Raw genomic sequence first — 21,154 nt, forward strand, 5'->3', positions numbered from 1 at the left:
AGAGATTTTTTGAATAACTAGCCTTGAAAGCATATCACTGACAAATGGGTTGTGATATCAGACAAATCCGCTGTCAGTTACCCAACCTTTAAACGATCACGGTCCAGCTTGGTCAGCCAGGCTTTGGTATGTGGCGGTTCGCAATATTGAATCACAAAGCCTGCGGGCAAAATGGTTTGCAACACGTCCTGTGCCATTTTGCGCTGTGCAGCAGAATCGAGCTGAACGACCAGACCATCTTCCAGCGGAGTAATACTTTTGATGTGAATGCCGCGCTCGGTCAGGCTCTGGTAAACATAAAAACCATCGGGCAGTGCCACGCCAGAACGTGCCGGGCGGATTTGCAGCGCGCTGGCCGGTGCCGGAAGACGCGATATCGCCAGCCCAATCATGGCCGCGACGGCCAGCAGGATAAACAGCGCTGGCCAGATAAATGAGTGCTTTCTCAACAGGCGATTCATTATGCGCTTTTGCCTTTGTTCTGGCGGTCAGCGTGCTTTTTACGCCACAAAACGACAATGGAACCGATCAGCCCGCCAATCAGCAAAAGCACCGGCAGCAGCATCAGGCAATTCATCACCAGATCTTCGTATTTTAGGAACAGCGGCGTTTTGCCGAGGAAATACCCTAACGAGGTCAGGATCAGGATCCAGAGCAGACCGCTCACCCAGTTGAAAAACTGGAAACGGCTGTTGCTCAGGCCCGATAAACCGGCAATTGTTGGCAGCAGAGTGCGGACAAAGGCCAGAAAACGGCCAACCAGCAGCGCGGAAAGCCCGTGTTTATGGAACAAGGCGTGTGCACGTTCGTGATATTGCACCGGCAAATGGGCCAGCCAGCTTTGTACTATCCGGTTATTCCCCAGCCATTTCCCCTGCGCATAACTGAGCCAGCAGCCAAGGCTGGCGGCGGTCGTCAGCAGGAAAATCGTCAGCGGGAAATTCATGGCACCTTTGGCAATCAGTACTCCCACGAGGATCAGCAGGCTGTCGCCAGGTAAAAAAGCCGCAGGCAGTAAACCGTTTTCCAGAAAGATGATCATGAATAAAATCAGGTACAGCGCCCAGACCAGAGAAGGGTTGGCGAGGGTGACATAATCTTGTTGCCAGAGGGCATCGATAAGCGAGCTGATAATTTCCATCTGTCGTGTAAAACTCCATCATTTCAGTGGGTCAGCATTGACATCAGCGGAGAATATGTCTCGACGCGGCCTGTAAGCTGATAAGGTCGCCATTTCCCTGGCGGGCTATCTGGTTTTGAATTCATCGGGGATTTACACGTTTATAGCGCTGTTTCATGCCTCGTAAACGCGTAAAAAAACGGGTCTAACTGTAACAAAATAACAATAACTCAGACAGGTAAATATAGCGCGTTGAGACCGATCATTTAAGTCCGGCGCACGTAATGGAAAGGGGTTTTACATTGGCTGACACTACTCGACAGTGTCTGACAGGATAATGCGAAATCACGCAGATGGGGAGAAAAGGCCGGTTAGAGAGAATTTCCGGCCTTAAGGGGAATTTATTTGGTATTAAGCAGCGGTGGATCCAGATGAACAACCGGATTTTCTGAATAGAGATAACGGTCTACGTTAAATTCAAAATCATCGCTTGTGGCGCGGAAAAGCATTTGTTTGGTATTTTCCAGATGCTGCCACATGGCAAGTTTCGAGGCATGCGGATCACGGCGAATCAGTGCTTTAAGGATCAGGTCGTGATCTTCGCACCAGCTCTCAATCGATTTCTCATCGATGTGCTCGTGCAGCTTACGCCAGTAAGGGTTATGCAATCGCTGGCTCCACATTTTTTCAACGATAGTTGAAAGCGCATTATTCTGCGTGGCCTGCGCTACCTGCACGTGGAATTTCAAGTCCCATTCGGAATCACGGAAACGATCTTCCTGGCGCGCGTGTTCCTGAATTTCCATCAGGCGCATGATGTCCTGTTTGGTCACCTGCGTGGCGGCGAACTCCGCGATATTGCTTTCAATCAGCTGACGCGCCTGAAGCAGCTCGAACGGGCCGGCGGTGCCAAACTCGATGCCATTATCAGGTACCACCAGATGGCGCTGCTGATTTGACATCACATGAATGCCCGAGCCTTTACGGACTTCCACATAACCTTCAACTTCCAGCATGATGATCGCTTCGCGCACCACGGTGCGGCTGACGTCCATCTCATCGGAAATGAGACGTTCAGCAGGTAACTTCTCGCCAACCGGATACACACCTGTTTCGATTCGTTCCTTGAGCGTGGCAGCCAGTTGTTGGTAAAGGCGTCTGGTGTCTGTGGATTCCATATGAGTGCTCTTTAAAAGTAGTGAAACCTGCAAGATGCGAGTGTCGGACAGACCTGCAAACCTATTATACAACTACCAGTATACGATTTACGAAAGGTTGATGCACCGTGCATCGGCCACAAAGGCACTGGAGAAATGTCAGAAAGAGACAAACCCGGCAAAGAATTTTACCGGGTTTGTGATTGGCGGATCAGGCTTTCGCGGTTTTCAGCGGAGCCGGGGCTGCTTCTACTGCGGAACGGTTCTGCAGTACGGTCCAGATGATGATTGCACCAAGCAGGTCGAAGACGGCAAGAGCGGCAAACAGCGGGCTGAAACCGATGGTATCGGCCAGCGCACCGACGACCAGAGCAAACATGGTACTTGCCATCCACGCCGCCATTCCGGTCAGACCGTTGGCTGTCGCCACTTCGTTACGGCCAAACACGTCAGAAGACAGAGTAATCAGCGCGCCGGACAGTGACTGGTGAGCAAAACCACCGATGCACAGTAAAGCGATTGCCGCGTACGGGCTGGTGAACAGGCCAATCATGCCAGGGCCGATCATCAGGACCGCACCCATGGTAACCACCAGTTTACGGGAGACAATCAGGTTCACTTTGAAATACTTCTGGAACAGCGGAGGCAGGTAGCCGCCAAGGATACAACCGAGGTCAGCGAACAGCATCGGCATCCACGCAAACATCGCGATTTCTTTCAGGTTAAAGCCATACACTTTGAACATGAACAGCGGGATCCAGGCGTTGAATGTGCCCCAGGCAGGTTCAGCCAGGAAGCGTGGCAGCGCGATGCCCCAGAACTGGCGGTTACGCAGGATCTGCCAGGCAGACATTTTCTTGCCGTTGGTGGTCTGGTGCTGTGCTTCCTGACCATCGAGAATGTAATCGCGTTCTTCGTTACTCAGTTTTTTCTGATCTTTCGGGTGCTTGTAGAACACCAGCCAGCTCAGTGCCCAGATCAGGCTCAATGCACCGGTGATGATGAAGGCGAGCTGCCAGCTGTGCATCAGGATGCACCAGACAACCAGCGGTGGCGCAATCATCCCGCCGATTGAAGAACCGACGTTAAAGTAGCCCACGGCGATAGAACGCTCTTTGGCCGGGAACCATTCGCTGCTGGCTTTAAGGCCGGCAGGGATCATCGCGGCTTCAGCCATACCGACAGCACCACGGGCGATCGCCAGACCGCCCCAGCTGCTGGCCAGCGCGGTCGCCATACAGAAGATGGCCCACATAATGGCGAACATGGCGTAACCGACTTTCGTGCCCATGACGTCAAGAACATAACCGGCAACCGGCTGCATCAGGGTATAGCAGGCGGAATAAGCCGCGATAATATAAGAATATTGCTGAGTGGTGATGTTGAGCTGAGTCATCAGCGTCGGTGCTGCGGCGGCAATGGCGTTACGTGTTAAATAGCCTAATACAGTGCCGCATGTCACCAGTGCGATCATGTACCAGCGTAACCCTTTAATCTTACCCATTTAACTCTCTCCCAGTAAATAATCCGGCAATGACAACGCACGCTGTCATGGCGTATTTCGCACCACGCTGCCTGAGCATGGGCTTCTGGCTTCCTTAAAGTGTTTTCCGGGGATATCGCCGCCAGATGATTTCACTGGGAGCGGCCCGATGTTTACGCACTGGTTTATTGTTATCTGTGCGTAAGATCCGATGAGCGTCCTGAACACCAGAATTGTTGCTTCGCCATGAGGCTGACTGCGCCTGGGAAGTGTTTTGCCCGGGCAACAGCGAAAGGACGTGGCAGGTAATCTCTGACGCTCTTGTCCGGGCGAAGCAAAGATAACTTGTCATACAGATTTAAAATTTGAATGACATCACAAAACCACATTTAAATTGTGTGGTTACTTAATTTTTTTAACTACACACTTATTTAATTGAATTTATTGAAAAAATTGATTTTTAGTTGATCCTGTTCACACTTTTATGTGACGGATTAACATCAGAGACCGGATCACTGAAACGAAATTGGTGTAACAACTTTACGGGTTGATCACATTTCGTCCGTACGCTTAACGCGGCGGCGTTTTGAGTACAGATCGTGCGTTTTATTGTGCTGTTAATCAGAAGAACCCGAGGAAATGGCGCAGGTGCGAGGCGGGAGAGGCTGATCAAACGGCGGCATCACGTGGAAAAGGTGAAATTGGTTTTGTCACATTTGGTACGAAATAACCTGTCATACAGATTTAAAGTTTGAGTGACATCACAAAATGACACTCTGATTGTGAGGATAATAAGCACCCGTGCAGTAAGGCTTCAACGTTATTATTTTACAGAGAGTTAGTGAGTTTACTGGGTCCTGGATTGCCTGCTATTACCGGCACATACCCCTAAAAAGAGCTGGACGACAACCTGAATTGGTGTGATAACTTCGCACCATTGAGAGACAACTCTACAGATTTCATGATGAGGAACCTAAGATGGCGCAGTTTTTAACAGAAGACTTCCTTCTCGACACTGAATTCGCACGTCGCCTGTATCACGACTACGCGAAAGATGAGCCAATTTTCGACTACCACTGCCATTTGCCGCCTGAGCTGATTGCTCAGGACTACAAATTCAAAAACTTGTATGACATTTGGCTGAAAGGCGATCACTACAAATGGCGTGCGATGCGCACCAACGGTGTTCCTGAACGTATGTGTACTGGCGACGCCACTGACCGCGAGAAATTTGACGCGTGGGCCGCTACGGTTCCTCACACCATCGGTAACCCGCTTTATCACTGGACGCACCTTGAGCTGCGTCGGCCGTTTGGCATTACCGGCAAACTGCTTTCCCCGTCCACCGCAGGCGAAATCTGGGAACGCGGTAATGAATTACTGGCGCAGGACAACTTCTCTGCCCGCGGCATCATGAAACAGATGAACGTGAAAATGGTCGGCACAACCGATGATCCGATCGATTCTCTGGAACATCATAAAGCTGTCGCCCAGGACACCCGCTTTGATATCAAAGTGCTGCCAAGCTGGCGCCCGGACAAAGCTTTCAACATTGAAGCCGCCACGTTTGCGGATTACGTGAAGAAACTGGAAGCTGCGGCTGATGTTTCCATCACCCGATTCAGCGATCTGCGTGATGCGCTGAAAAAACGTATGGATCACTTCGCGGCGCACGGTTGCAAAGTTTCCGACCACGCGCTGGACGTTGTGGTGTATGGCGAAGCGGATGACGCCACGCTGGACGGCATTCTGGCCCGCCGCCTGAACGGTGAAACGCCAACCACAGAAGAAATCGCCCAGTTCAAAACCGGCGTGTTGCTTTATCTGGCTTCTGAATATCAGCGCCGTGAATGGGTGCAGCAGTACCACATTGGCGCGCTGCGCAATAACAACACACGTATGTTCCAGCTGATCGGCGCAGACGTCGGTTTCGACTCCATCAATGACCAGCCGCTGGCAGAACCGCTGTCCAAACTGCTGGGCGCGCAAGGTCTGGCCGGTGGCCTGCCGAAAACCATTCTGTACTGCCTGAACCCGCGTGATAACGAAGTGATCGGCACCATGGTCGGTAACTTCCAGGGTGAAGGGATGCCGGGCAAAATGCAGTTCGGCTCCGGCTGGTGGTTCAACGACCAGAAAGATGGCATGCAACGTCAGATGACGCAGCTCGCCAATTTGGGCTTGCTGAGCCGCTTCGTGGGGATGCTGACCGACAGTCGCAGCTTCCTGTCTTATACCCGTCATGAATATTTCCGTCGCATTCTGTGCCAGATGATTGGCCGCTGGGTAGAAGACGGCGAAGCGCCGGCAGATATCGAACTGCTGGGCAATATGGTGAAAAACATCTGCTTCGATAACGCCAAACAGTATTTCCAGATTGAACTGAACTAAAAGTACGACGGAGCGCAGATTCCTGCGCTCCTGATAAAACACATAAATAACAAACTATTATCCCAATAAAGAACGACGGCCACGGGACAAACTGATGTCCTCAAAGACCGGCGTCTGACCAAATTAAGGTGAATGTGAGATGCAAAGGTTAAATCGCCGTGACTTCCCAGGCCGTCAACATCCAGACAAAATTATCCAGTTCGGTGAAGGCAACTTTTTGCGGGCGTTTGTCGACTGGCAAATAGATTTGCTCAATGAACATACCGATCTGGATGCCGGGATCGTGGTCGTTCGCCCGATTGACACCGATTTCCCACCTTCACTGAGCACGCAGGACGGTCTGTACACCACGATCATCAGCGGCCTGAATGAGCAGGGCGAAACCGTGCGCGACACGCGCATCATTCGTTCCGTAAACCGCGAAATCAATATTTACCATCAGTTTGACGAATATCTGGCACTGGCCCGCGATCCGAATATCCGCTTTGTGTTTTCGAACACCACCGAAGCGGGTATCAGTTATGTCGAAAGCGACAGCCTGAACGACGCGCCTCCGGCCAGCTTCCCGGCCAAACTGACCCGTCTGTTGTTCGAACGCTTCACTCACTTCTCCGGTGCCGCTGATAAAGGCTGGGTTTTACTGCCGTGTGAACTGATTGATTATAACGGCGAAGCCTTACAGGAACTGGTGTTGCGCTACGCACAGCAATGGGCATTGCCGGCGGCGTTCACACAGTGGCTGGAAAACAGTAACACCTTCTGCTCGACGCTGGTTGACCGCATTGTGACGGGCTACCCGCGCAGCGAAATCGACAGCCTGCAGGAAGAACTCGGTTATCAGGACAGCTTCTTCGACAGCGCCGAACACTTCTATCTGTTCGTGATCCAGGGGCCAAAAAGCCTGGCGCAGGAACTGCGTCTGGACAAACTGCCGCTGAATATCCGTCTGGTTGACGACATCAAACCGTATAAAGAACGCAAAGTGGCGATCCTCAATGGCGCGCACACGGCGCTGGTGCCGGTGGCCTTCCTGGCAGGTCTGAACACCGTGGGCGAATCAATGAATGATCCGCAAATCAGCCGCTTTGTTGAACTGGCCATCGCCGAAGAAATCTCGCCGGTGCTGGATTTGCCACAGGATGAACTGACGTCCTTCGCGCAGGCGGTGCTCAGCCGTTTCCGTAATCCGTTCATTCAGCATCAGTTGCTGTCGATTGCCCTGAATGGCATGACCAAATACCGCACCCGCATTCTGCCGCAGCTGCTGGCGAGCCAGGCAAAGAATCAGCTTCTGCCTCCGCGCCTGACCTTTGCCCTGGCAGCGTTGCTGGCGTTTTACCGCGGGGAACGTAACGGTGAAATTTATCCTCTGCAGGACGATGCCCACTGGCTGAGCCGTTTCTCCGGACTGTGGAGCGATGTGCGTAACGGCAGCCTGCCGTTAATCGGGCTGGTCGAAACCGTGCTGGCGGATGAAGAACACTGGGGACGTGACCTGAATACCGTGCCGGGTCTGACGGCGAAAGTGACCGAACAATTGCAGGCGATTGAAGATCGCGGCATGCGTGATGCGTTGGCGGCTTATAGCTAAGAGAGCAACTATGCAAAGTATCATTCAAATTCATACCGCTGATAACGTCGCTGTGGCTTTACGCGATATCGGGGCGGGCGAGCAAGTTGAAGCGGGCGGGTATCGTGTTGTTCTGGCTCAGCCTGTGGTCCGTGGTCACAAATTTGCTCTGCGCCCGATAGCGGCCGGGGAAAATATTGTGAAATATGGCCTGCCGATTGGTCATGCGCTGGCGGCGATCGAACCGGGCGTGCATATCCATTCACAAAACGCTAAAACCAATCTCAGCGATCTGGACGAATACCAGTATCAGCCGGATTTCGCCACCGTGCCTGAACAGATGGCTGATCGCGAAGTGCAGATCTACCGTCGTAAAAACGGTCAGGTTGGGATCCGGAACGAGATTTGGCTGATCCCAACAGTCGGCTGCGTGAACGGGATTGCGCGCCAGATCCAGTCACGTTTTCTGAAAGAAACCAATGACGCAGAAGGCACCGACGGCGTTTTCCTGTTCACCCATCCGTTTGGCTGTTCGCAACTGGGCGATGACCACGTGAACACCCGCACCATGCTGCAAAATATGGTGCGCCATCCGAACGCGGGCGCGGTGCTGGTGATTGGTCTGGGTTGTGAAAACAATCAGGTAGACGTCTTCCGTGAAACGCTGGGTGAGGTTGACGAAGATCGCGTGCGCTTTATGACGTTGCAAAAATTCGACGACGAAGTGGAAGCGGGTCTGGAACGTCTGCGTGAACTGTATGCCGTAATGCGTGACGATAAACGCGTTCCCGGTAAACTCAGCGAGCTGAAATTCGGTCTGGAATGTGGCGGTTCTGATGGCTTGTCCGGTATCACCGCGAATCCGCTGCTCGGGCGTTTTTCCGACTATGTGATCGCCAATGGTGGCACTTCGGTGCTGACCGAAGTGCCTGAAATGTTTGGTGCCGAACGTATTCTGATGAGCCGCTGCCGCGATGAAGGCACGTTTGAGAAAACCGTTCACATGGTGAATGATTTCAAACAGTACTTCATCGAACATAATCAGCCGATTTACGAGAACCCCTCCCCGGGCAACAAAGCGGGCGGTATTACCACGCTGGAAGAAAAATCGCTGGGCTGTACGCAGAAAGCAGGGCAAAGCCCGGTGATGGATGTGCTGAAATACGGCGAACGTCTGACGACGCCGGGCCTGAACTTGCTGAGTGCGCCGGGTAACGACGCCGTGGCAACCAGCGCGCTGGCCGGTGCCGGTTGTCATATGGTGCTGTTCAGTACCGGTCGCGGCACGCCTTACGGCGGTTTTGTTCCGACGGTAAAACTGGCGACCAACAGCGAACTGGCGATGAAAAAGCCACACTGGATCGACTTCGATGCAGGTCGCCTGATCCACGATGTCAGCATGGATCAGCTGCTGGGTGAGTTTGTGGATCTGATCGTTGCGATCGCGGATGGCCGTAAAGCCAAAAACGAAATTAACGATTTCCGTGAACTGGCGATCTTTAAAAGCGGTGTCACATTGTAACTCTTCCGGATACTCGTTAGAATGAAACGGCGTTTCAAATATGAAGCGCCGTTTGCTTTTTCTACGCATCCTACGAATGAGATCTCCGAAAAATGACGTATTACTGGTTTGCCCAGTCAGTCGGTGTTCTGGCCTTTGTGGTCGGTATCACGATGTTTTTCAACCGCAGCGACCGTCGCTTTAAACAGCAGCTTTCCGCTTACAGCGCCATTATCGGCGTGCATTTCCTGATGATGGGAGCCGCACCGGCAGGCATGAGCGCCTTGCTGAACTCCCTGCGAACCCTGATTTCCCTGCGTACGCGCAATCAGTGGATCATGGTAATTTTCATCGTGCTGACGCTGGTTCTCGGCCTGAGCCGCGCACATCACTGGGTGGAATTATTGCCGGTCGGCGCAACGGTCGTCAGCACCTGGGCGCTGTTTCGCACCAGCGGGCTGACCACGCGCTGCATCATGTGGTGCTCAACCTGCTGCTGGGTATTCCACAACATCTGGCTTGGTTCGATAGGCGGTTCGCTTATCGAAGGCAGTTTCCTCGTCATGAACGGCTTTAACATTATCCGCTTCCGCCGGTTACAGCTGCGCGGCATCGATCCGTTCGAGGTCGAGAAAAAGATTGTGCAGAAGATGGATGAAAATAAAGCGACGGAGTAGGGATCACTCCGCCGGAAGAGAATTTACTCGTCTAATTTCAGCGGCGGCAATTGAGAAAATATACTCAGCAGGCCTTCGCCCCAGCCTTTGCGGATCATGTCAAAATACGGATGGGTTTCGGTGATCCGGTGCTGCTGCGCAGCACTGAAACTGTGGGTCGGATAGGTCATCACATCCAGCGGCAGGCCGACGGAAAGATTGCTGCGCAGCGTAGAGTCCATCGAAATCAGCGCGCATTGCATTGCCTGATCCAGCGGCGTCTCGAAGTTCAGCACGCGATCAATAATCGGTTTTCCGTACTTGCTTTCGCCAATCTGGAAATACGGCGTATCGTGCGTGGCCTCGATGAAATTCCCCTGCGGATAAACATGGAATAACCGCAGACCTTCGCCTTTTATCTGGCCGCCCAGCAGCAAGTTGCAGCTGAAATCCGTGTTTCCGCCCTGGTTCGCACCGCTGTCGCGGGCGATGACTTCGCGAACCGTGTCGCCCAGCAGGCTCGCGGCGTCATACATGGATTTCACGTTGAGCAGGTTTTCCCGCTCATCGTCTACGCAGCGGCGATGCAGCAGGCTGATAATGCTCTGTGTGGTCGCCAGATTTCCGGCGCTCTGGATCACCAGCACGCGCTCATCACTTTGATGAAAAACATGCAGTTTACGGAAAGTGGAAATATGGTCCACTCCGGCGTTGGTGCGTGAATCTGAAACAAACACCAGGCCAGAGGACAAGCGCATGGCCACACAGTAAGTCATAAAAAATTTTCCTCAGGCGTCAGGTTTATTGTGGCACGTCGAGCATCGCAACGGCTGCGACAGTGCGCATATCTTCGCTGCCTCCACCCAGCCGGATACCGCGGACCGGGCACGCATCAAGATAATCTATGCCGATAGCCAGTTTCAAATGCTGATTCGGTTTGCAGGTGTTGTTGGTAACATCAAAGCTCTGCCAGCGATCATCCAGCCAGGCTTCCGCCCAGGCGTGCATGGCAACATGTGTCGAATCTTCTGAGTATAGATATCCGCTGACGTAACGCGCCGGGATCCCCAGACTGCGGCAGCAGGCGAGGAAAACGTGGGTATGATCCTGACATACGCCGGTTTGCGCTGAAAAAGCCTGCGAGGCACTGTCTTTCACCGTGGTGCTGCCGGGGCTGTAAGGCATTTTCAGCAGTAATTCGCCCATCAGATTGCACAGACTTTCATGCTGATCCTGCGGGCGATAATAGCGGCTGGCGAAATCGCGGATCGCGCCGTCGGCCTGTGTCAGCGGGCTGGTGCGCAAAAAAACCAGCGGCGATAAATGCCCGCAATTATCATCTTCTGTGTTGTCTTCAATTTCGACCACGCCGTTGGCTTCGATAGTGATTGCCTGATGCGGCTGATCCAGCGTCAGCACGTGTAATACGTTGCCGTATGCGTCCAGCGTTCGGGTGGCGTACTCCGGCAGCGTCAGATCCCATGAAAGGATCTTCTGATGGCTGGAATCCTGCGGCGTCAGGCGCAGATATTGCGTACTGTGTTTGACCTGCTGCGCATAGGTGTAATGCGTCTGATGACTGACATTCAGTTTCATTATTGTGCCTCCAGATAGGTTTGATGAATGCTCTCAGCGATGGCGTTGGTCTGGCCAAGAAACTGCATTAACCACGGGCTGAGGCCCATTTCGACTATCTCGTCCATTTCGGTGAAGCGGAGCTGAGCGTGAAGGGTATGAATGCGGCGACGCGGCAAATTTCCCGCTGACCCGCCGATTTCCTCCAGCTGTTCGGCGATAATTTCTACACAGGACAACAGGGATCGCGGCAGTTCGCGGCGCAGTACCAGCAGTTCGGCAATGCGTTTCTGGCTGAGCTGCTGTTTGTAGAGCGTATGGAATGCTTCGCGGGCACTGACGGCGCGCAATAAGGTGTCCATCCGGTAGTATTCGCGCACAGGATCCTCATCGGCATTGAGCAGCTGATTTTTGGCGTCCAGCAGCCTTGCGGTGCTGTCAGCCCGCTCAAGCATGGTGCCCAGGCGGATGAAATTCAGGGCATCGCTGCGCAGCAAAGTGCCAAACATCGCGCCACGGAACAGATGTGAGCGCTCCTTAACCCAGTCGAAGAAGGAATCCGCGCCCGCCGATCCGACGCCCTGACGTCGGATCAGTTTCATCTCAATCCAGGTGGCATTGATGCTTTCCCAAACTTCAGAAGACAGACTACCGCGCACCGCGTGCGCATTGTTCCAGGCCATTTGCAGACAGCTGAAAATGCTGCTGTGGTTGAAACTGTCCAGCGCGAAAAAGTTGAGCAGATTGCCCATTGTTTCCTGCGGATAGTGTTCATTGAATAATGTGCGGGTGCCGGTCATGGTCAGCGGGACCAGCAGATCGTTATTTTCGTCGCGGGCGCTGACGTCACGGATCGACATCATCGACAGCTTATTGGTCACGTCCAGCAGGCGTGCGATATTCTCGGCGCGTTCCAGATAACGCGCCATCCAGTAAAGTTCGCTGGCTGTTCTGCTTAGCATGCGTCACCCTCCGTCGGATCTTCCGACTCTTCTTCCAGCACCCAGGTATCTTTGGTGCCACCGCCCTGAGATGAATTTACCACCAGCGAGCCTTCCGCCAGCGCAACGCGGGTTAAGCCGCCAGGCACCAGACGGATTTCAGCGCCGGTCAGGGCGAAAGGCCGCAAATCGATATGCCGCGGGGCCAGCCCGTTCTCCACAAACGTCGGGCAGGTTGAGAGCGCCAGCGTTTCCTGCGCGATGTAGTTTTCAGGCCGCGTTTTCAGCAACTGGCGGAAGCGTTCGATTTCAGCCTTGCTGGCGGTCGGGCCAATCAGCATGCCGTAACCGCCTGCACCATGAACCTCTTTCACCACCATTTTTTCCAGATTCGCCAGCACGAAAGACAGGTCACTCTCTTTGCGGCATTGCCAGGTCGGGACGTTATTAAGGATCGGATCTTCGGCCAGATAGTAGCGGATCATTTCCGGCACATACGGGTAGATCGATTTGTCATCGGCGACGCCGGTGCCAATTGCGTTCGCCAGCACCACGCCACCGGCGCGATAAACCGACAGCAGGCCGGGCACGCCGAGCATTGAATCCGCGCGGAAGGCCAGCGGATCGAGGAATGCGTCGTCGATACGGCGGTAGATCACATCGATTTTGCACGGGCCCGCGGTTGTACGCATAAACACCGCGCCGTCCTTCACGAATAAATCGACGCTTTCCACCAGTTCCACGCCCATTTGCTGTGCAAGGAAACTGTGCTCGAAGTACGCACTGTTGAACCTGCCGGGCGTCAGAACCACGACGGTCGGATCGTTAACCGGTGTGCTTTCACGCAGCGTTTGCAGCAGATGGGAAGGGTAGCGAGAAACCGGCGCAATGCGCTGTTCTGCGAACAGTTCCGGGTATAACCGCATCATCATTTTGCGGTTTTCCATCATGTAAGAAACGCCGGACGGTGTGCGCAGGTTATCTTCAAGCACGTAATATTCGCCGTCGCCACCCCGCACCATATCGGTTCCGGCGATGTGCGCGTACGTATCCCGGTGAAGATCGATGCCCTGCATACAAGGCTGATACTGATCGTTTGCCAGAACCTGTTCGGCCGGAACGATCCCTGCTTTCAGTATTTTTTGATCGTGATAGATGTCGTGCAGAAAAGCATTCAGCGCCTGAACGCGCTGACGAATGCCGCGATCGAGCATTTGCCATTCGCTGGCCGGGATGATCCGCGGAACGCTGTCGAACGGGATTAAACGTTCTGCGCCATCATCTTCACCGTAAACGTTAAAGGTAATTCCCACCCGATGGAATAACAGCGCGGCTTCCTCTTTTTTGCGCTGAACCGCCTGTTGATCGGCTTGCTGCAACCATTGCCAGTAGGCCTGATAATGGCTGCGGTGCGTCCCGTCAGCCATTAACATCTCATCAAAAAAGGGTGAATCGGAAAGGTCAATCTTGATCATCATCACCTCACAAACTGGACAGGCCGCAATTGAATCGTTCAATAACAATGAAGATCAGGCATAAAGTGTGCCAGCGTGCAAAACGGGCTGAAAATCAGGGGAAATAAGGGGGGACTGCTTAATTATAGAGCGTTAAAGGGTTTCTTTGCCTGAAAATAGGGCAAAAAAAACCAGCCCGCAGGCTGGTCTGGTGCATCGGGGACGCGGATTAACGGCGGACGGCGATGGCTTCGATTTCGATTTTCACGTCTTTAGGCAGGCGGGCAACTTCAACGCATGAACGGGCCGGGAAAGGCGCTTTGTGCTCGGTGAAGAAAGCTTCGTACGTGGCGTTAACGGTGGCGAAGTCGTTCAGATCTTTCACGAAAACGGTAGTTTTCACGATGTCTGACACTTTCAGGCCAGCGGCTTCAACGATAGCCTGGACGTTTTCCAGAGACTGACGCGCCTGAGCGGCGATGTCGTCGGCCACGGCACCGGTTTTAGGATCAACAGGGATCTGGCCTGAAGTGATGATCATACTGCCCAGATCCACGCCCTGAACATAAGGACCGATTGCGGCGGGTGCGTTTTCAGTACTGATTTCGCGGGACATAATGTCTCCTGATTTTGGGTTATGGGTAAAAATCCGGTCGTCAGTATACCTGCTCAGTCGTTGTTGAGCACAACCTGATGTTCGAACTCTTTCTCACAGTATTTGCATTTCAGGTGAACGCCATCTGCGCGCTGTTTCACCGCAAAGCTGGAATCCACCGGTTCAAAGCGGCTGATGCAGTTGCCGTTCGGGCAGCGTAAAACCCCGATAATACGGTCCGGCAACGTCGGCATCAGCTTCTTCACAACTTCATAATTATCAATGCGGTTCACCGTAGCGCGCGGGGCATAGACCGCCAGCTGATTAACCTGTTCGTCGGTCAGAAAGGTGTTTTCAATTTTGATAATATCTTTGCGGCCAAGCTCGCCGGAAGGCAAATTCAGGCCGACGGTAACGCGTTGTTCTGTCTGCGTAAATTTAAATAACGACAGCAATTTAAAGCCGACCTGCGCCGGAATATGGTCGATTACCGTGCCGCATTTAATGGCTTCAACCTGAAGTTTATTGTCGTGAGTCATGATCGTTTTCTCCTCAAGCTGACTGTGCAATATCTGCGTTCAGAACCAGCGCCAGTAAAGCCTGACGCGCAAAAATCCCGTTACCGGCCTGCTGGAAATACCAGGCGTATGGCGTTTTATCGACATCCGGCGTGATTTCGTCGATGCGTGGCAGCGGGTGCAGGACTTTCAGGTGCGGCTGAGCGCCGTTCAGATCCGCCGCGCGCAGGACAAACTGGGCTTTAACGTTGGCATATTCAGACGGGTCCAGACGCTCTTTCTGTACGCGGGTCATGTACAGAATGTCGATTTCCGTCACGACGTCATCGATGCTGCTGTGCAGGCTATATTCGATGCCTTTCTCTTCCAGCAGCGCCAGAATATAGCCCGGCATGGCGAGTGCGTCGGGGGCGATAAAGTAGAAGCGGTTGCCGTTAAATTTCGCCAGCGCCTGCGCCAGAGAGTGAACGGTACGGCCATATTTCAGGTCGCCGACCATCGCGATTTTGATGTTATCAAGACGTCCCTGCGTTTCCCGAATGGTGAACAAATCCAGCAAGGTTTGCGTCGGGTGCTGGTTCGCGCCGTCACCGGCGTTGAGAACCGGAATCCCGCCGGAGAATTCTGTCGCCAGACGCGCCGCGCCTTCCTGCGGATGGCGCATCACGATGGCATCCACGTAAGTGCTGATCACCGAAATGGTATCGGCCAGCGTCTCGCCTTTTTTGCCGAGCGACGTATTGCTGCTGTCAGAGAAACCGACGACGGAAGCCCCGAGACGATGCATGGACGTCTCAAACGACAGGCGCGTACGGGTTGAGGCTTCGAAGAAACAACTGGCGATCACTTTGTGTTTCAACAATTCCGGTTGCGGATCCGCTTTCAGGCTGGCCGCGGTGTCGAGCACCAGCTCCAGCTCCTCGCGGCTGAGATCGTTGATAGAAATGATGTCTTTTTGATATAGCGGGTTAGCCATAGTCATTCTCCTGTTTCTTTGTTCTTAAAAGAAATGCGCTCAAAAACCGATGTTCTTAAATTTCGGACAAAAAAAAGCCCCTCAATGAGGGGCTTTCAGTAAAACGGTATTGCCACGGAAGAACAACGGCAGCGGGCTGCCTGATGGCACGGTGTTTGGTCGGTCATCTGAGCACAAAACGTGGCAATTGTTCATAGGTTCTCCCGGCAAATTGTGGCGCATTATACGCGCGTCACCGGCGACATCAAGCGGAAAAATGGACTAAGGCAAACGATTGCTGCTCGGGTTTCCTTTGACCATCAATACCTGCCTGATTAACTGACAAACCCGCCCGATCTCGCGGGTTTGCCTTGGCGCGACGAAGACGGCGGTGCTGGATGCGATGACGCCGAGAACCTCATGCAATCCCTGATGGTCAATGATTTTCCCCACCGCCCGCCCGTAGCCCGACGACACATGCACGATGACAAACTGCGGGTTGTAATCCACGCTGGTCACCATCTCAGTGACCGGGCGCAACGCATCGGGAACGGGCTGATATTGCTCATTCAGCGCGTACATTTTTTTGCCTTTGGCATTCTGGATCTTCACCACCCCCAGCGTTTTCAGCAGCCGCGATACCGTGGACTGGCTGATATTCCGGTATCCCGCACGCTGAAATTCACGGCGCAGCGCTTCCTGTGAAGCAAAACTTTTGCTGGCGATCAGCCGGTGACACAAGATCAACTGCTCGTGTTCTTTTTCAAGTGCAGACAACGTTCTTTTCATGGTCATATTCCCTGATGAATAAAGGACGTCAACATTGCAAAAAAATCATCATCAACGAAGGGTTAAAACAAAGAACCCAGACTCAGCGCTAACATTAGCAACACCAGCAGTATCCCGAGCAAAGGCGCAACCCATTTCAGCCAGCGGACATAGGGCACGCGCGCAATGGCCAGACCGCCCATGACGACCGCTGATGTAGGCGTCACCAGGTTCACAAGACCGGAAGCTGACTGATATGCGGTGACCACCAGTTCGCGGCCGATATGCGCAAAATCGGCCAGCGGGGCCATGATAGGCATGGTCATCACGGCCAGACCCGATGAAGATGGCACCAGAAAAGACAACACAACTTCGAGCAAAAACATCACATTGATGAACACCACATTGGAGAGCCCGGAAACAATGTTTTCGGCGCTGTGCAAAATGGTGTGCGTGATCATGCCGTTATCCATCACGACCACGATACCGCGCGCGATCCCGATGATCAGCGCGACGCCGAGAAGATCGCGTGCGCCGTCAATGAAAGTGGTGGTCAGCTCGGTTTCGCTCATCCGGGCAATTAACCCGACAAAGATGGCGGCGGCAAGAAAGACGGCGGAGATTTCGCCCATCCACCAGCCTTTGACGGAGACGCCATAAATCATCACGACAAAGGCCAGCGCGAAGATCGTTAAAACGATTTTCCGCACGCCGGTAAACGGCAGCAGCTCTTCGCGGCGATCGCCGAGGAAGTGTTCGCGGTTTGATTCCCATTGATCGGCGACGATTGACAGCGACGGGTCCCGACGAACTTTACGGGCGTAGCGCATCACCCATACAACGCATATTAGCCAGCCAACCACCAGAATGACTGCGCGCAGGCCGATGCCACTGGTGAAAGGAATGTCGGCGGCATTGGCGGCGATCACGGTTGCAAAGGGATTAATGGTGGAACCGAGGGTTCCGATACCTGCGCCGAGGAGAACTGTCGCGGCGGCTACCAGCGGGTCGAAGCGGGCGGCCATCATGACCGGCACCAGCAGGGTGTAAAATGGCAGGGATTCCTCGGCCATGCCATAAATAGTGCCCCCGGCGGCAAACAGCGCCATCAGGATCGGGATCATCCATTCTTCTTTGCCGCGCAGGCGATGAGTCACCCGTTCAATCCCCGCATCAATGGCACCGGTTTTGGTCACCACGCCGAGAAAACCGCCGATAATGAGGATAAACAGCGCCACGTCGATTGCGCCCGCCTGCCCGGTAACGTGGTTATAAAGGCCATCAATGGGGGCAAGAAAGATATCGATAATCCCCTGAGGATTACCGGCAACAGCGTGATAAGTGCCGGAAACCGGGACTTCTTTCCCAAGACCGGCGTTCATCGCCATGTTGTATTCGCCGGCGGGGATAATCCAGGTCAGGCCCGCGACGACGGCGATAAGAATAAAAAGAATGGTGTAGGCGGAAGGAAATTTGAATGTACGCATCAACATAATCCTTAAAAAAGGCGTGAAGACCTCAGACGGGCTTCACGCAAAAAATTCAGGCATCGCCCAGGGTGGCCACCATGACCGCTTTTATGGTGTGCATGCGGTTTTCGGCCTCATCGAACACAATGGAATGCGCCGACTCGAAAACGTCATCCGTTACTTCCAACCCTTTCATTCCATAGGCGATTTCCAGCTCTTTCCCGAGGGTAGTTTCTTCGTTGTGAAACGCGGGCAGGCAGTGCATGAATTTCACATCAGGATTGCCGGTGGCTTTGATGACGGCGGCATTGACCTGATACGGCGTCATCAGGCTGATGCGTTCGGCCCAGGCAGATTTGGCTTCGCCCATCGAAACCCAGACATCGGTGTAGAGGAAATCCACCCCGTTCACGCCTTCATCGACGTGCTCGGTCAGCAAAATGCGGGCACCGGTGGTTCCGGCTATTTTCCGGCACTCACTGACCAGCGCAGCGTCTGGCCAGAAGGATTTCGGTGCGACCAGGCGGATGTCCATGCCCATTTTGGCGGCGCCGACCATCAGCGAATTGCCCATGTTGTTTCGTGCATCGCCCAGATAGGCAAAGCTTAATTCGCTGAGTTGTTTTCCCGGCGCGTGTTCGAGCATGGTCATCAGGTCGGCGAGAATCTGTGTGGGATGAAATTCATCCGTCAGCCCGTTCCAGACCGGGACGCCGGAAAACTCGGCCAGCTCCTCAACAATCCTTTGCGCAAAACCCCGGTATTCAATGCCGTCGTACATCCGGCCCAGCACGCGGGCGGTGTCTTTCATCGACTCTTTATGACCAATCTGGCTGCCGCTCGGGCCGAGATACGTCACTTTTGCTCCCTGATCGAAAGCCGCCACTTCAAACGCACAGCGGGTTCTCGTGGACGTTTTTTCGAAAATCAGCGCGATATTTTTGCCGAGTAAATACTGCTGCTCCCGGCCACTCTTTTTGTATGTTTTCAGGGTAAAGGCGAGATTAATCAATTGCTGGATTTCATCCGGCGTAAAATCCAGAAGTTTGAGAAAATGACGGTTTTTTAAGGTGTTACTCATAGTTTTATTCCTTTCATGACGTTATTACGACGCACGGATGGAGGTGCCTCTCAGGCCCGCGAGAATCGCTTCGCCGTCGGTCAGGGCACCGATCCCGGCTAACCCGTGGCAGGCATCGACAAATTGGCAGGCTGCGGCGATTTTTGGGCCCATAGAGCCCGCATCGAAAGTCATTCCGGCCAGGTCGCGTGTGGTGGTCTGTTGAAGCGGACGCTGCGTTGGTTTTCCCCAGTCGAGGTACACCGCATCAGCGTCGGTGAGGATCAGAAGCGCATCGGCGTGCAGTTGCCGGGCGAGCAGGGCGGCCGAGAGATCTTTGTCGATGACCGCTTCCGCGCCTTCCAGTCCTTTAGCGGTTTTGCAGACCGGAACACCGCCGCCGCCATTGCAAATAACCAGATGTCCGTCCTGAAGCAGCGCGTTGATCGCGTCGGTTTCGATAATGCTTAGCGGTTGCGGCGAGGCCACGACGCGGCGGAAATGCTGCCCGTCCGCTTTCATCGCCCAGCCCTTTTCTGCGGCCAGCGCAGCAGACTGTTCGCGGGTGTAAACCGGCCCGATGTATTTGGTCGGATGATTGAAAGCCGGATCCAGCGGACTGATTTCCACCTGTGTGAGCAGCGTGCAAACGCGGATTTCCGGCAGGCAATTTTTCAATTCCTGTTGCAGGAGATAGCCGATCATTCCCTGCGTCTGGGCGACCAAAATATCCAGCGGATAAGGCGAAACGGCGGTATAAGCACTGTTTTGCAACGCCAGTAATCCGACCTGCGGTCCGTTGCCGTGAACCAGCACAACACGCCATTGCTGACACAATGCGCTGAGTGTTTCTGCCGCCAGCTGAATATTTTTCCGCTGAATGCTGGCTTCCAAAGGTTCGCCGCGACGCAGCAATGCATTGCCGCCCAGTGCGACGACCAGTGTGGGTTTTGTCATGGTATTTTCCCTGGTGTGGTTTTTCAGATGTCGTCGCGTTCCAGCGGGCAACTCATGCAACGAGCGCCGCCACGGCCACGCCCGAGTTCATCTCCGGGAATAGGCAGCACGGTGATCCCGGCCTTATCGTATTTTTCGTTGGTCCACGTATTGCGCTCATAGCCAATCACGACGCCGGGACGTACGGTCAGCACGTTGTTGGCGTCATTCCATTGTTCGCGCTCGGCTTCAAAACTGTCGCCACCGGTGGTGATCAGTTTCACTTCATCCAGCCCCAGCGCTTTTTCGATGGCTTTCAGGAAATGCGGTTCTTCCTGACGACGAAGGCCCCCGCGGCCGTCATCGGTCAGAGTCCAGCACTGCGTGGTGTCACGTACGACTTCGGGATAAACCGAGAAAGTGTCGATATCGATGTGGGTCATGACGGTGTCGAGATGCATACAGGCGCGGTGTTTTGGTAATTCCAACGCGATAATTTTGGTCGCCTGCTGATGTTTAAACAGAGAACGGGCGAGGAACTCAACGCCCTGCGGTGTGGTTCTTTCTGACATCCCGATTAACACTGCGCCGCGACCAATGACCAGGACGTCGCCGCCTTCCAGCGTGGCATGGTCGTAATTGAAATCATCGTCACCGAAATAAGTAATGAATTCGTTATCGCTGAATAATGGATGCCAGCGATATATGGCACGCAGATTATTTGTTTCGCGCTTTCTTGCCGCTTTGGCCATCGGGTTCACGGAAACCCCGTTATATATCCAGCAGGAGGTGTCGCGGGTAAATAAATGATTCGGCAGTGGCTTAATAATAAAATCATTCGCCATATGGGTATCAACGACCATATTGTGGATAGTCGAAGGGATCTCGTTATAAGTTAATCCGCCACTCATGAAACGCGCCGTTTGCCGGTGAGGGGCTTTGTTGAATAAATCGAACTTTTTGCCGTAATCAGGATCAGATCACCACATTCTCGATCCTGTAGCG

At 53.6% G+C, this 21,154-nt stretch carries 19 protein-coding genes and 1 pseudogene; 4 read left to right on the plus strand and 16 right to left on the minus strand.

All coding sequences use genetic code 11. The annotated features are described in order from the left end of the window. Positions 1 to 77: 77 nt before the first annotated feature. The 4 genes from mzrA to J8X26_RS12520 form a co-directional block, all read right to left on the minus strand. Positions 78 to 461: an EnvZ/OmpR regulon moderator MzrA gene (gene mzrA / locus J8X26_RS12505; RefSeq protein ID WP_208951017.1), complete on the minus strand. Its 384-nt coding sequence runs from the start codon at positions 459 to 461 to the stop codon at positions 78 to 80. Next, complete coding sequence (locus J8X26_RS12510) at positions 461 to 1,141, minus strand: DedA family protein (protein ID WP_152327305.1); 681 nt, start codon at positions 1,139 to 1,141, stop codon at positions 461 to 463. The genes mzrA and J8X26_RS12510 overlap by 1 nt, the downstream gene beginning before the upstream one ends. Before the next feature lie 380 nt (positions 1,142 to 1,521). Then, a complete protein-coding gene (gene exuR / locus J8X26_RS12515; RefSeq protein WP_152327304.1) occupies positions 1,522 to 2,298 on the minus strand; it encodes a transcriptional regulator ExuR in 777 nt (258 codons plus the stop codon). A gap of 190 nt (positions 2,299 to 2,488) precedes the next feature. Beyond that, positions 2,489 to 3,781, minus strand: a complete 1,293-nt coding sequence (locus J8X26_RS12520) for an MFS transporter (protein ID WP_152327303.1) — start codon at positions 3,779 to 3,781, stop codon at positions 2,489 to 2,491. A 957-nt stretch (positions 3,782 to 4,738) separates the two neighbouring features. Between J8X26_RS12520 and uxaC the strand changes: the two genes are divergently transcribed. The 4 genes from uxaC to J8X26_RS12540 all read left to right on the plus strand — a co-directional run bounded on the left by uxaC (position 4,739) and on the right by J8X26_RS12540 (position 9,899). Next, the gene (gene uxaC, locus J8X26_RS12525) at positions 4,739 to 6,151 is read left to right on the plus strand and encodes a glucuronate isomerase (RefSeq protein WP_152327302.1); all 1,413 of its coding nucleotides are present in this window, start codon (positions 4,739 to 4,741) and stop codon (positions 6,149 to 6,151) included. 139 nt (positions 6,152 to 6,290) lie between these two features. After that, positions 6,291 to 7,742 carry a tagaturonate reductase gene (locus J8X26_RS12530; RefSeq protein WP_208951018.1) on the plus strand — a complete coding sequence of 484 codons (1,452 nt, stop codon included), beginning with the start codon at positions 6,291 to 6,293 and terminating at the stop codon, positions 7,740 to 7,742. A gap of 10 nt (positions 7,743 to 7,752) precedes the next feature. Further along, positions 7,753 to 9,243 carry a UxaA family hydrolase gene (locus J8X26_RS12535; RefSeq protein ID WP_152327300.1) on the plus strand — a complete coding sequence of 497 codons (1,491 nt, stop codon included), beginning with the start codon at positions 7,753 to 7,755 and terminating at the stop codon, positions 9,241 to 9,243. 92 nt (positions 9,244 to 9,335) lie between these two features. Beyond that, entirely contained in the window at positions 9,336 to 9,899 is a 564-nt protein-coding gene (locus J8X26_RS12540) for a YgjV family protein (RefSeq protein ID WP_152327299.1), read from the plus strand. Between the two features lie 23 nt (positions 9,900 to 9,922). Here the strand turns inward: J8X26_RS12540 and J8X26_RS12545 are convergent, their stop codons facing one another. The 12 genes and pseudogenes from J8X26_RS12545 to J8X26_RS12600 form a co-directional block, all read right to left on the minus strand. Beyond that, complete coding sequence (locus tag J8X26_RS12545; RefSeq protein WP_152327298.1) at positions 9,923 to 10,654, minus strand: proteasome-type protease; 732 nt, start codon at positions 10,652 to 10,654, stop codon at positions 9,923 to 9,925. 25 nt (positions 10,655 to 10,679) lie between these two features. Continuing rightward, complete coding sequence (locus J8X26_RS12550; RefSeq protein WP_165061380.1) at positions 10,680 to 11,474, minus strand: transglutaminase family protein; 795 nt, start codon at positions 11,472 to 11,474, stop codon at positions 10,680 to 10,682. After that, complete coding sequence (locus tag J8X26_RS12555; protein WP_152327296.1) at positions 11,474 to 12,415, minus strand: alpha-E domain-containing protein; 942 nt, start codon at positions 12,413 to 12,415, stop codon at positions 11,474 to 11,476. The genes J8X26_RS12550 and J8X26_RS12555 overlap by 1 nt, the downstream gene beginning before the upstream one ends. After that, positions 12,409 to 13,869 carry a circularly permuted type 2 ATP-grasp protein gene (locus J8X26_RS12560; protein ID WP_152327295.1) on the minus strand — a complete coding sequence of 487 codons (1,461 nt, stop codon included), beginning with the start codon at positions 13,867 to 13,869 and terminating at the stop codon, positions 12,409 to 12,411. The genes J8X26_RS12555 and J8X26_RS12560 overlap by 7 nt, the downstream gene beginning before the upstream one ends. Before the next feature lie 208 nt (positions 13,870 to 14,077). Continuing rightward, the gene (ridA, locus tag J8X26_RS12565; RefSeq protein WP_101075009.1) at positions 14,078 to 14,464 is read right to left on the minus strand and encodes a 2-iminobutanoate/2-iminopropanoate deaminase; all 387 of its coding nucleotides are present in this window, start codon (positions 14,462 to 14,464) and stop codon (positions 14,078 to 14,080) included. A gap of 53 nt (positions 14,465 to 14,517) precedes the next feature. Then, positions 14,518 to 14,982 carry an aspartate carbamoyltransferase regulatory subunit gene (pyrI, locus tag J8X26_RS12570; RefSeq protein WP_101075010.1) on the minus strand — a complete coding sequence of 155 codons (465 nt, stop codon included), beginning with the start codon at positions 14,980 to 14,982 and terminating at the stop codon, positions 14,518 to 14,520. 13 nt (positions 14,983 to 14,995) lie between these two features. Continuing rightward, positions 14,996 to 15,937, minus strand: coding sequence for an aspartate carbamoyltransferase (pyrB, locus tag J8X26_RS12575; RefSeq protein WP_208951019.1), 942 nt, complete (start codon positions 15,935 to 15,937; stop codon positions 14,996 to 14,998). Positions 15,938 to 16,198: 261 nt separating this feature from the next. Beyond that, the gene (locus tag J8X26_RS12580; RefSeq protein WP_208951020.1) at positions 16,199 to 16,705 is read right to left on the minus strand and encodes an arginine repressor; all 507 of its coding nucleotides are present in this window, start codon (positions 16,703 to 16,705) and stop codon (positions 16,199 to 16,201) included. 62 nt (positions 16,706 to 16,767) lie between these two features. After that, complete coding sequence (locus J8X26_RS12585) at positions 16,768 to 18,171, minus strand: YfcC family protein (RefSeq protein WP_152327292.1); 1,404 nt, start codon at positions 18,169 to 18,171, stop codon at positions 16,768 to 16,770. 55 nt (positions 18,172 to 18,226) lie between these two features. Then, entirely contained in the window at positions 18,227 to 19,234 is a 1,008-nt protein-coding gene (gene argF, locus J8X26_RS12590) for an ornithine carbamoyltransferase (protein WP_152327291.1), read from the minus strand. Between the two features lie 24 nt (positions 19,235 to 19,258). Continuing rightward, positions 19,259 to 20,170, minus strand: coding sequence for a carbamate kinase (gene arcC, locus J8X26_RS12595; protein WP_152327290.1), 912 nt, complete (start codon positions 20,168 to 20,170; stop codon positions 19,259 to 19,261). A 23-nt stretch (positions 20,171 to 20,193) separates the two neighbouring features. Then, positions 20,194 to 21,087 (minus strand): annotated as a pseudogene (locus J8X26_RS12600) (arginine deiminase); the annotation flags it as partial. Positions 21,088 to 21,154 lie beyond the last annotated feature (67 nt).

It is taken from the genome of Rahnella sp. ChDrAdgB13, assembly GCF_017655185.1.
Classification (GTDB): Bacteria; Pseudomonadota; Gammaproteobacteria; order Enterobacterales; family Enterobacteriaceae; genus Rahnella; species Rahnella contaminans.

Bases quoted from the DNA above. Each gene is read 5' to 3' on its own strand.
- mzrA (WP_208951017.1), bottom strand. From the start codon at position 461: ATGAATCGCCTGTTGAGAAAGCACTCATTTATCTGGCCAGCGCTGTTT.
- J8X26_RS12510 (WP_152327305.1), bottom strand. From the start codon at position 1,141: ATGGAAATTATCAGCTCGCTTATCGATGCCCTCTGGCAACAAGATTAT.
- exuR (WP_152327304.1), bottom strand. From the start codon at position 2,298: ATGGAATCCACAGACACCAGACGCCTTTACCAACAACTGGCTGCCACG.
- J8X26_RS12520 (WP_152327303.1), bottom strand. From the start codon at position 3,781: ATGGGTAAGATTAAAGGGTTACGCTGGTACATGATCGCACTGGTGACA.
- uxaC (WP_152327302.1), top strand. From the start codon at position 4,739: ATGGCGCAGTTTTTAACAGAAGACTTCCTTCTCGACACTGAATTCGCA.
- J8X26_RS12530 (WP_208951018.1), top strand. From the start codon at position 6,291: ATGCAAAGGTTAAATCGCCGTGACTTCCCAGGCCGTCAACATCCAGAC.
- J8X26_RS12535 (WP_152327300.1), top strand. From the start codon at position 7,753: ATGCAAAGTATCATTCAAATTCATACCGCTGATAACGTCGCTGTGGCT.
- J8X26_RS12540 (WP_152327299.1), top strand. From the start codon at position 9,336: ATGACGTATTACTGGTTTGCCCAGTCAGTCGGTGTTCTGGCCTTTGTG.
- J8X26_RS12545 (WP_152327298.1), bottom strand. From the start codon at position 10,654: ATGACTTACTGTGTGGCCATGCGCTTGTCCTCTGGCCTGGTGTTTGTT.
- J8X26_RS12550 (WP_165061380.1), bottom strand. From the start codon at position 11,474: ATGAAACTGAATGTCAGTCATCAGACGCATTACACCTATGCGCAGCAG.
- J8X26_RS12555 (WP_152327296.1), bottom strand. From the start codon at position 12,415: ATGCTAAGCAGAACAGCCAGCGAACTTTACTGGATGGCGCGTTATCTG.
- J8X26_RS12560 (WP_152327295.1), bottom strand. From the start codon at position 13,869: ATGATCAAGATTGACCTTTCCGATTCACCCTTTTTTGATGAGATGTTA.
- ridA (WP_101075009.1), bottom strand. From the start codon at position 14,464: ATGTCCCGCGAAATCAGTACTGAAAACGCACCCGCCGCAATCGGTCCT.
- pyrI (WP_101075010.1), bottom strand. From the start codon at position 14,982: ATGACTCACGACAATAAACTTCAGGTTGAAGCCATTAAATGCGGCACG.
- pyrB (WP_208951019.1), bottom strand. From the start codon at position 15,937: ATGGCTAACCCGCTATATCAAAAAGACATCATTTCTATCAACGATCTC.
- J8X26_RS12580 (WP_208951020.1), bottom strand. From the start codon at position 16,705: ATGAAAAGAACGTTGTCTGCACTTGAAAAAGAACACGAGCAGTTGATC.
- J8X26_RS12585 (WP_152327292.1), bottom strand. From the start codon at position 18,171: ATGCGTACATTCAAATTTCCTTCCGCCTACACCATTCTTTTTATTCTT.
- argF (WP_152327291.1), bottom strand. From the start codon at position 19,234: ATGAGTAACACCTTAAAAAACCGTCATTTTCTCAAACTTCTGGATTTT.
- arcC (WP_152327290.1), bottom strand. From the start codon at position 20,170: ATGACAAAACCCACACTGGTCGTCGCACTGGGCGGCAATGCATTGCTG.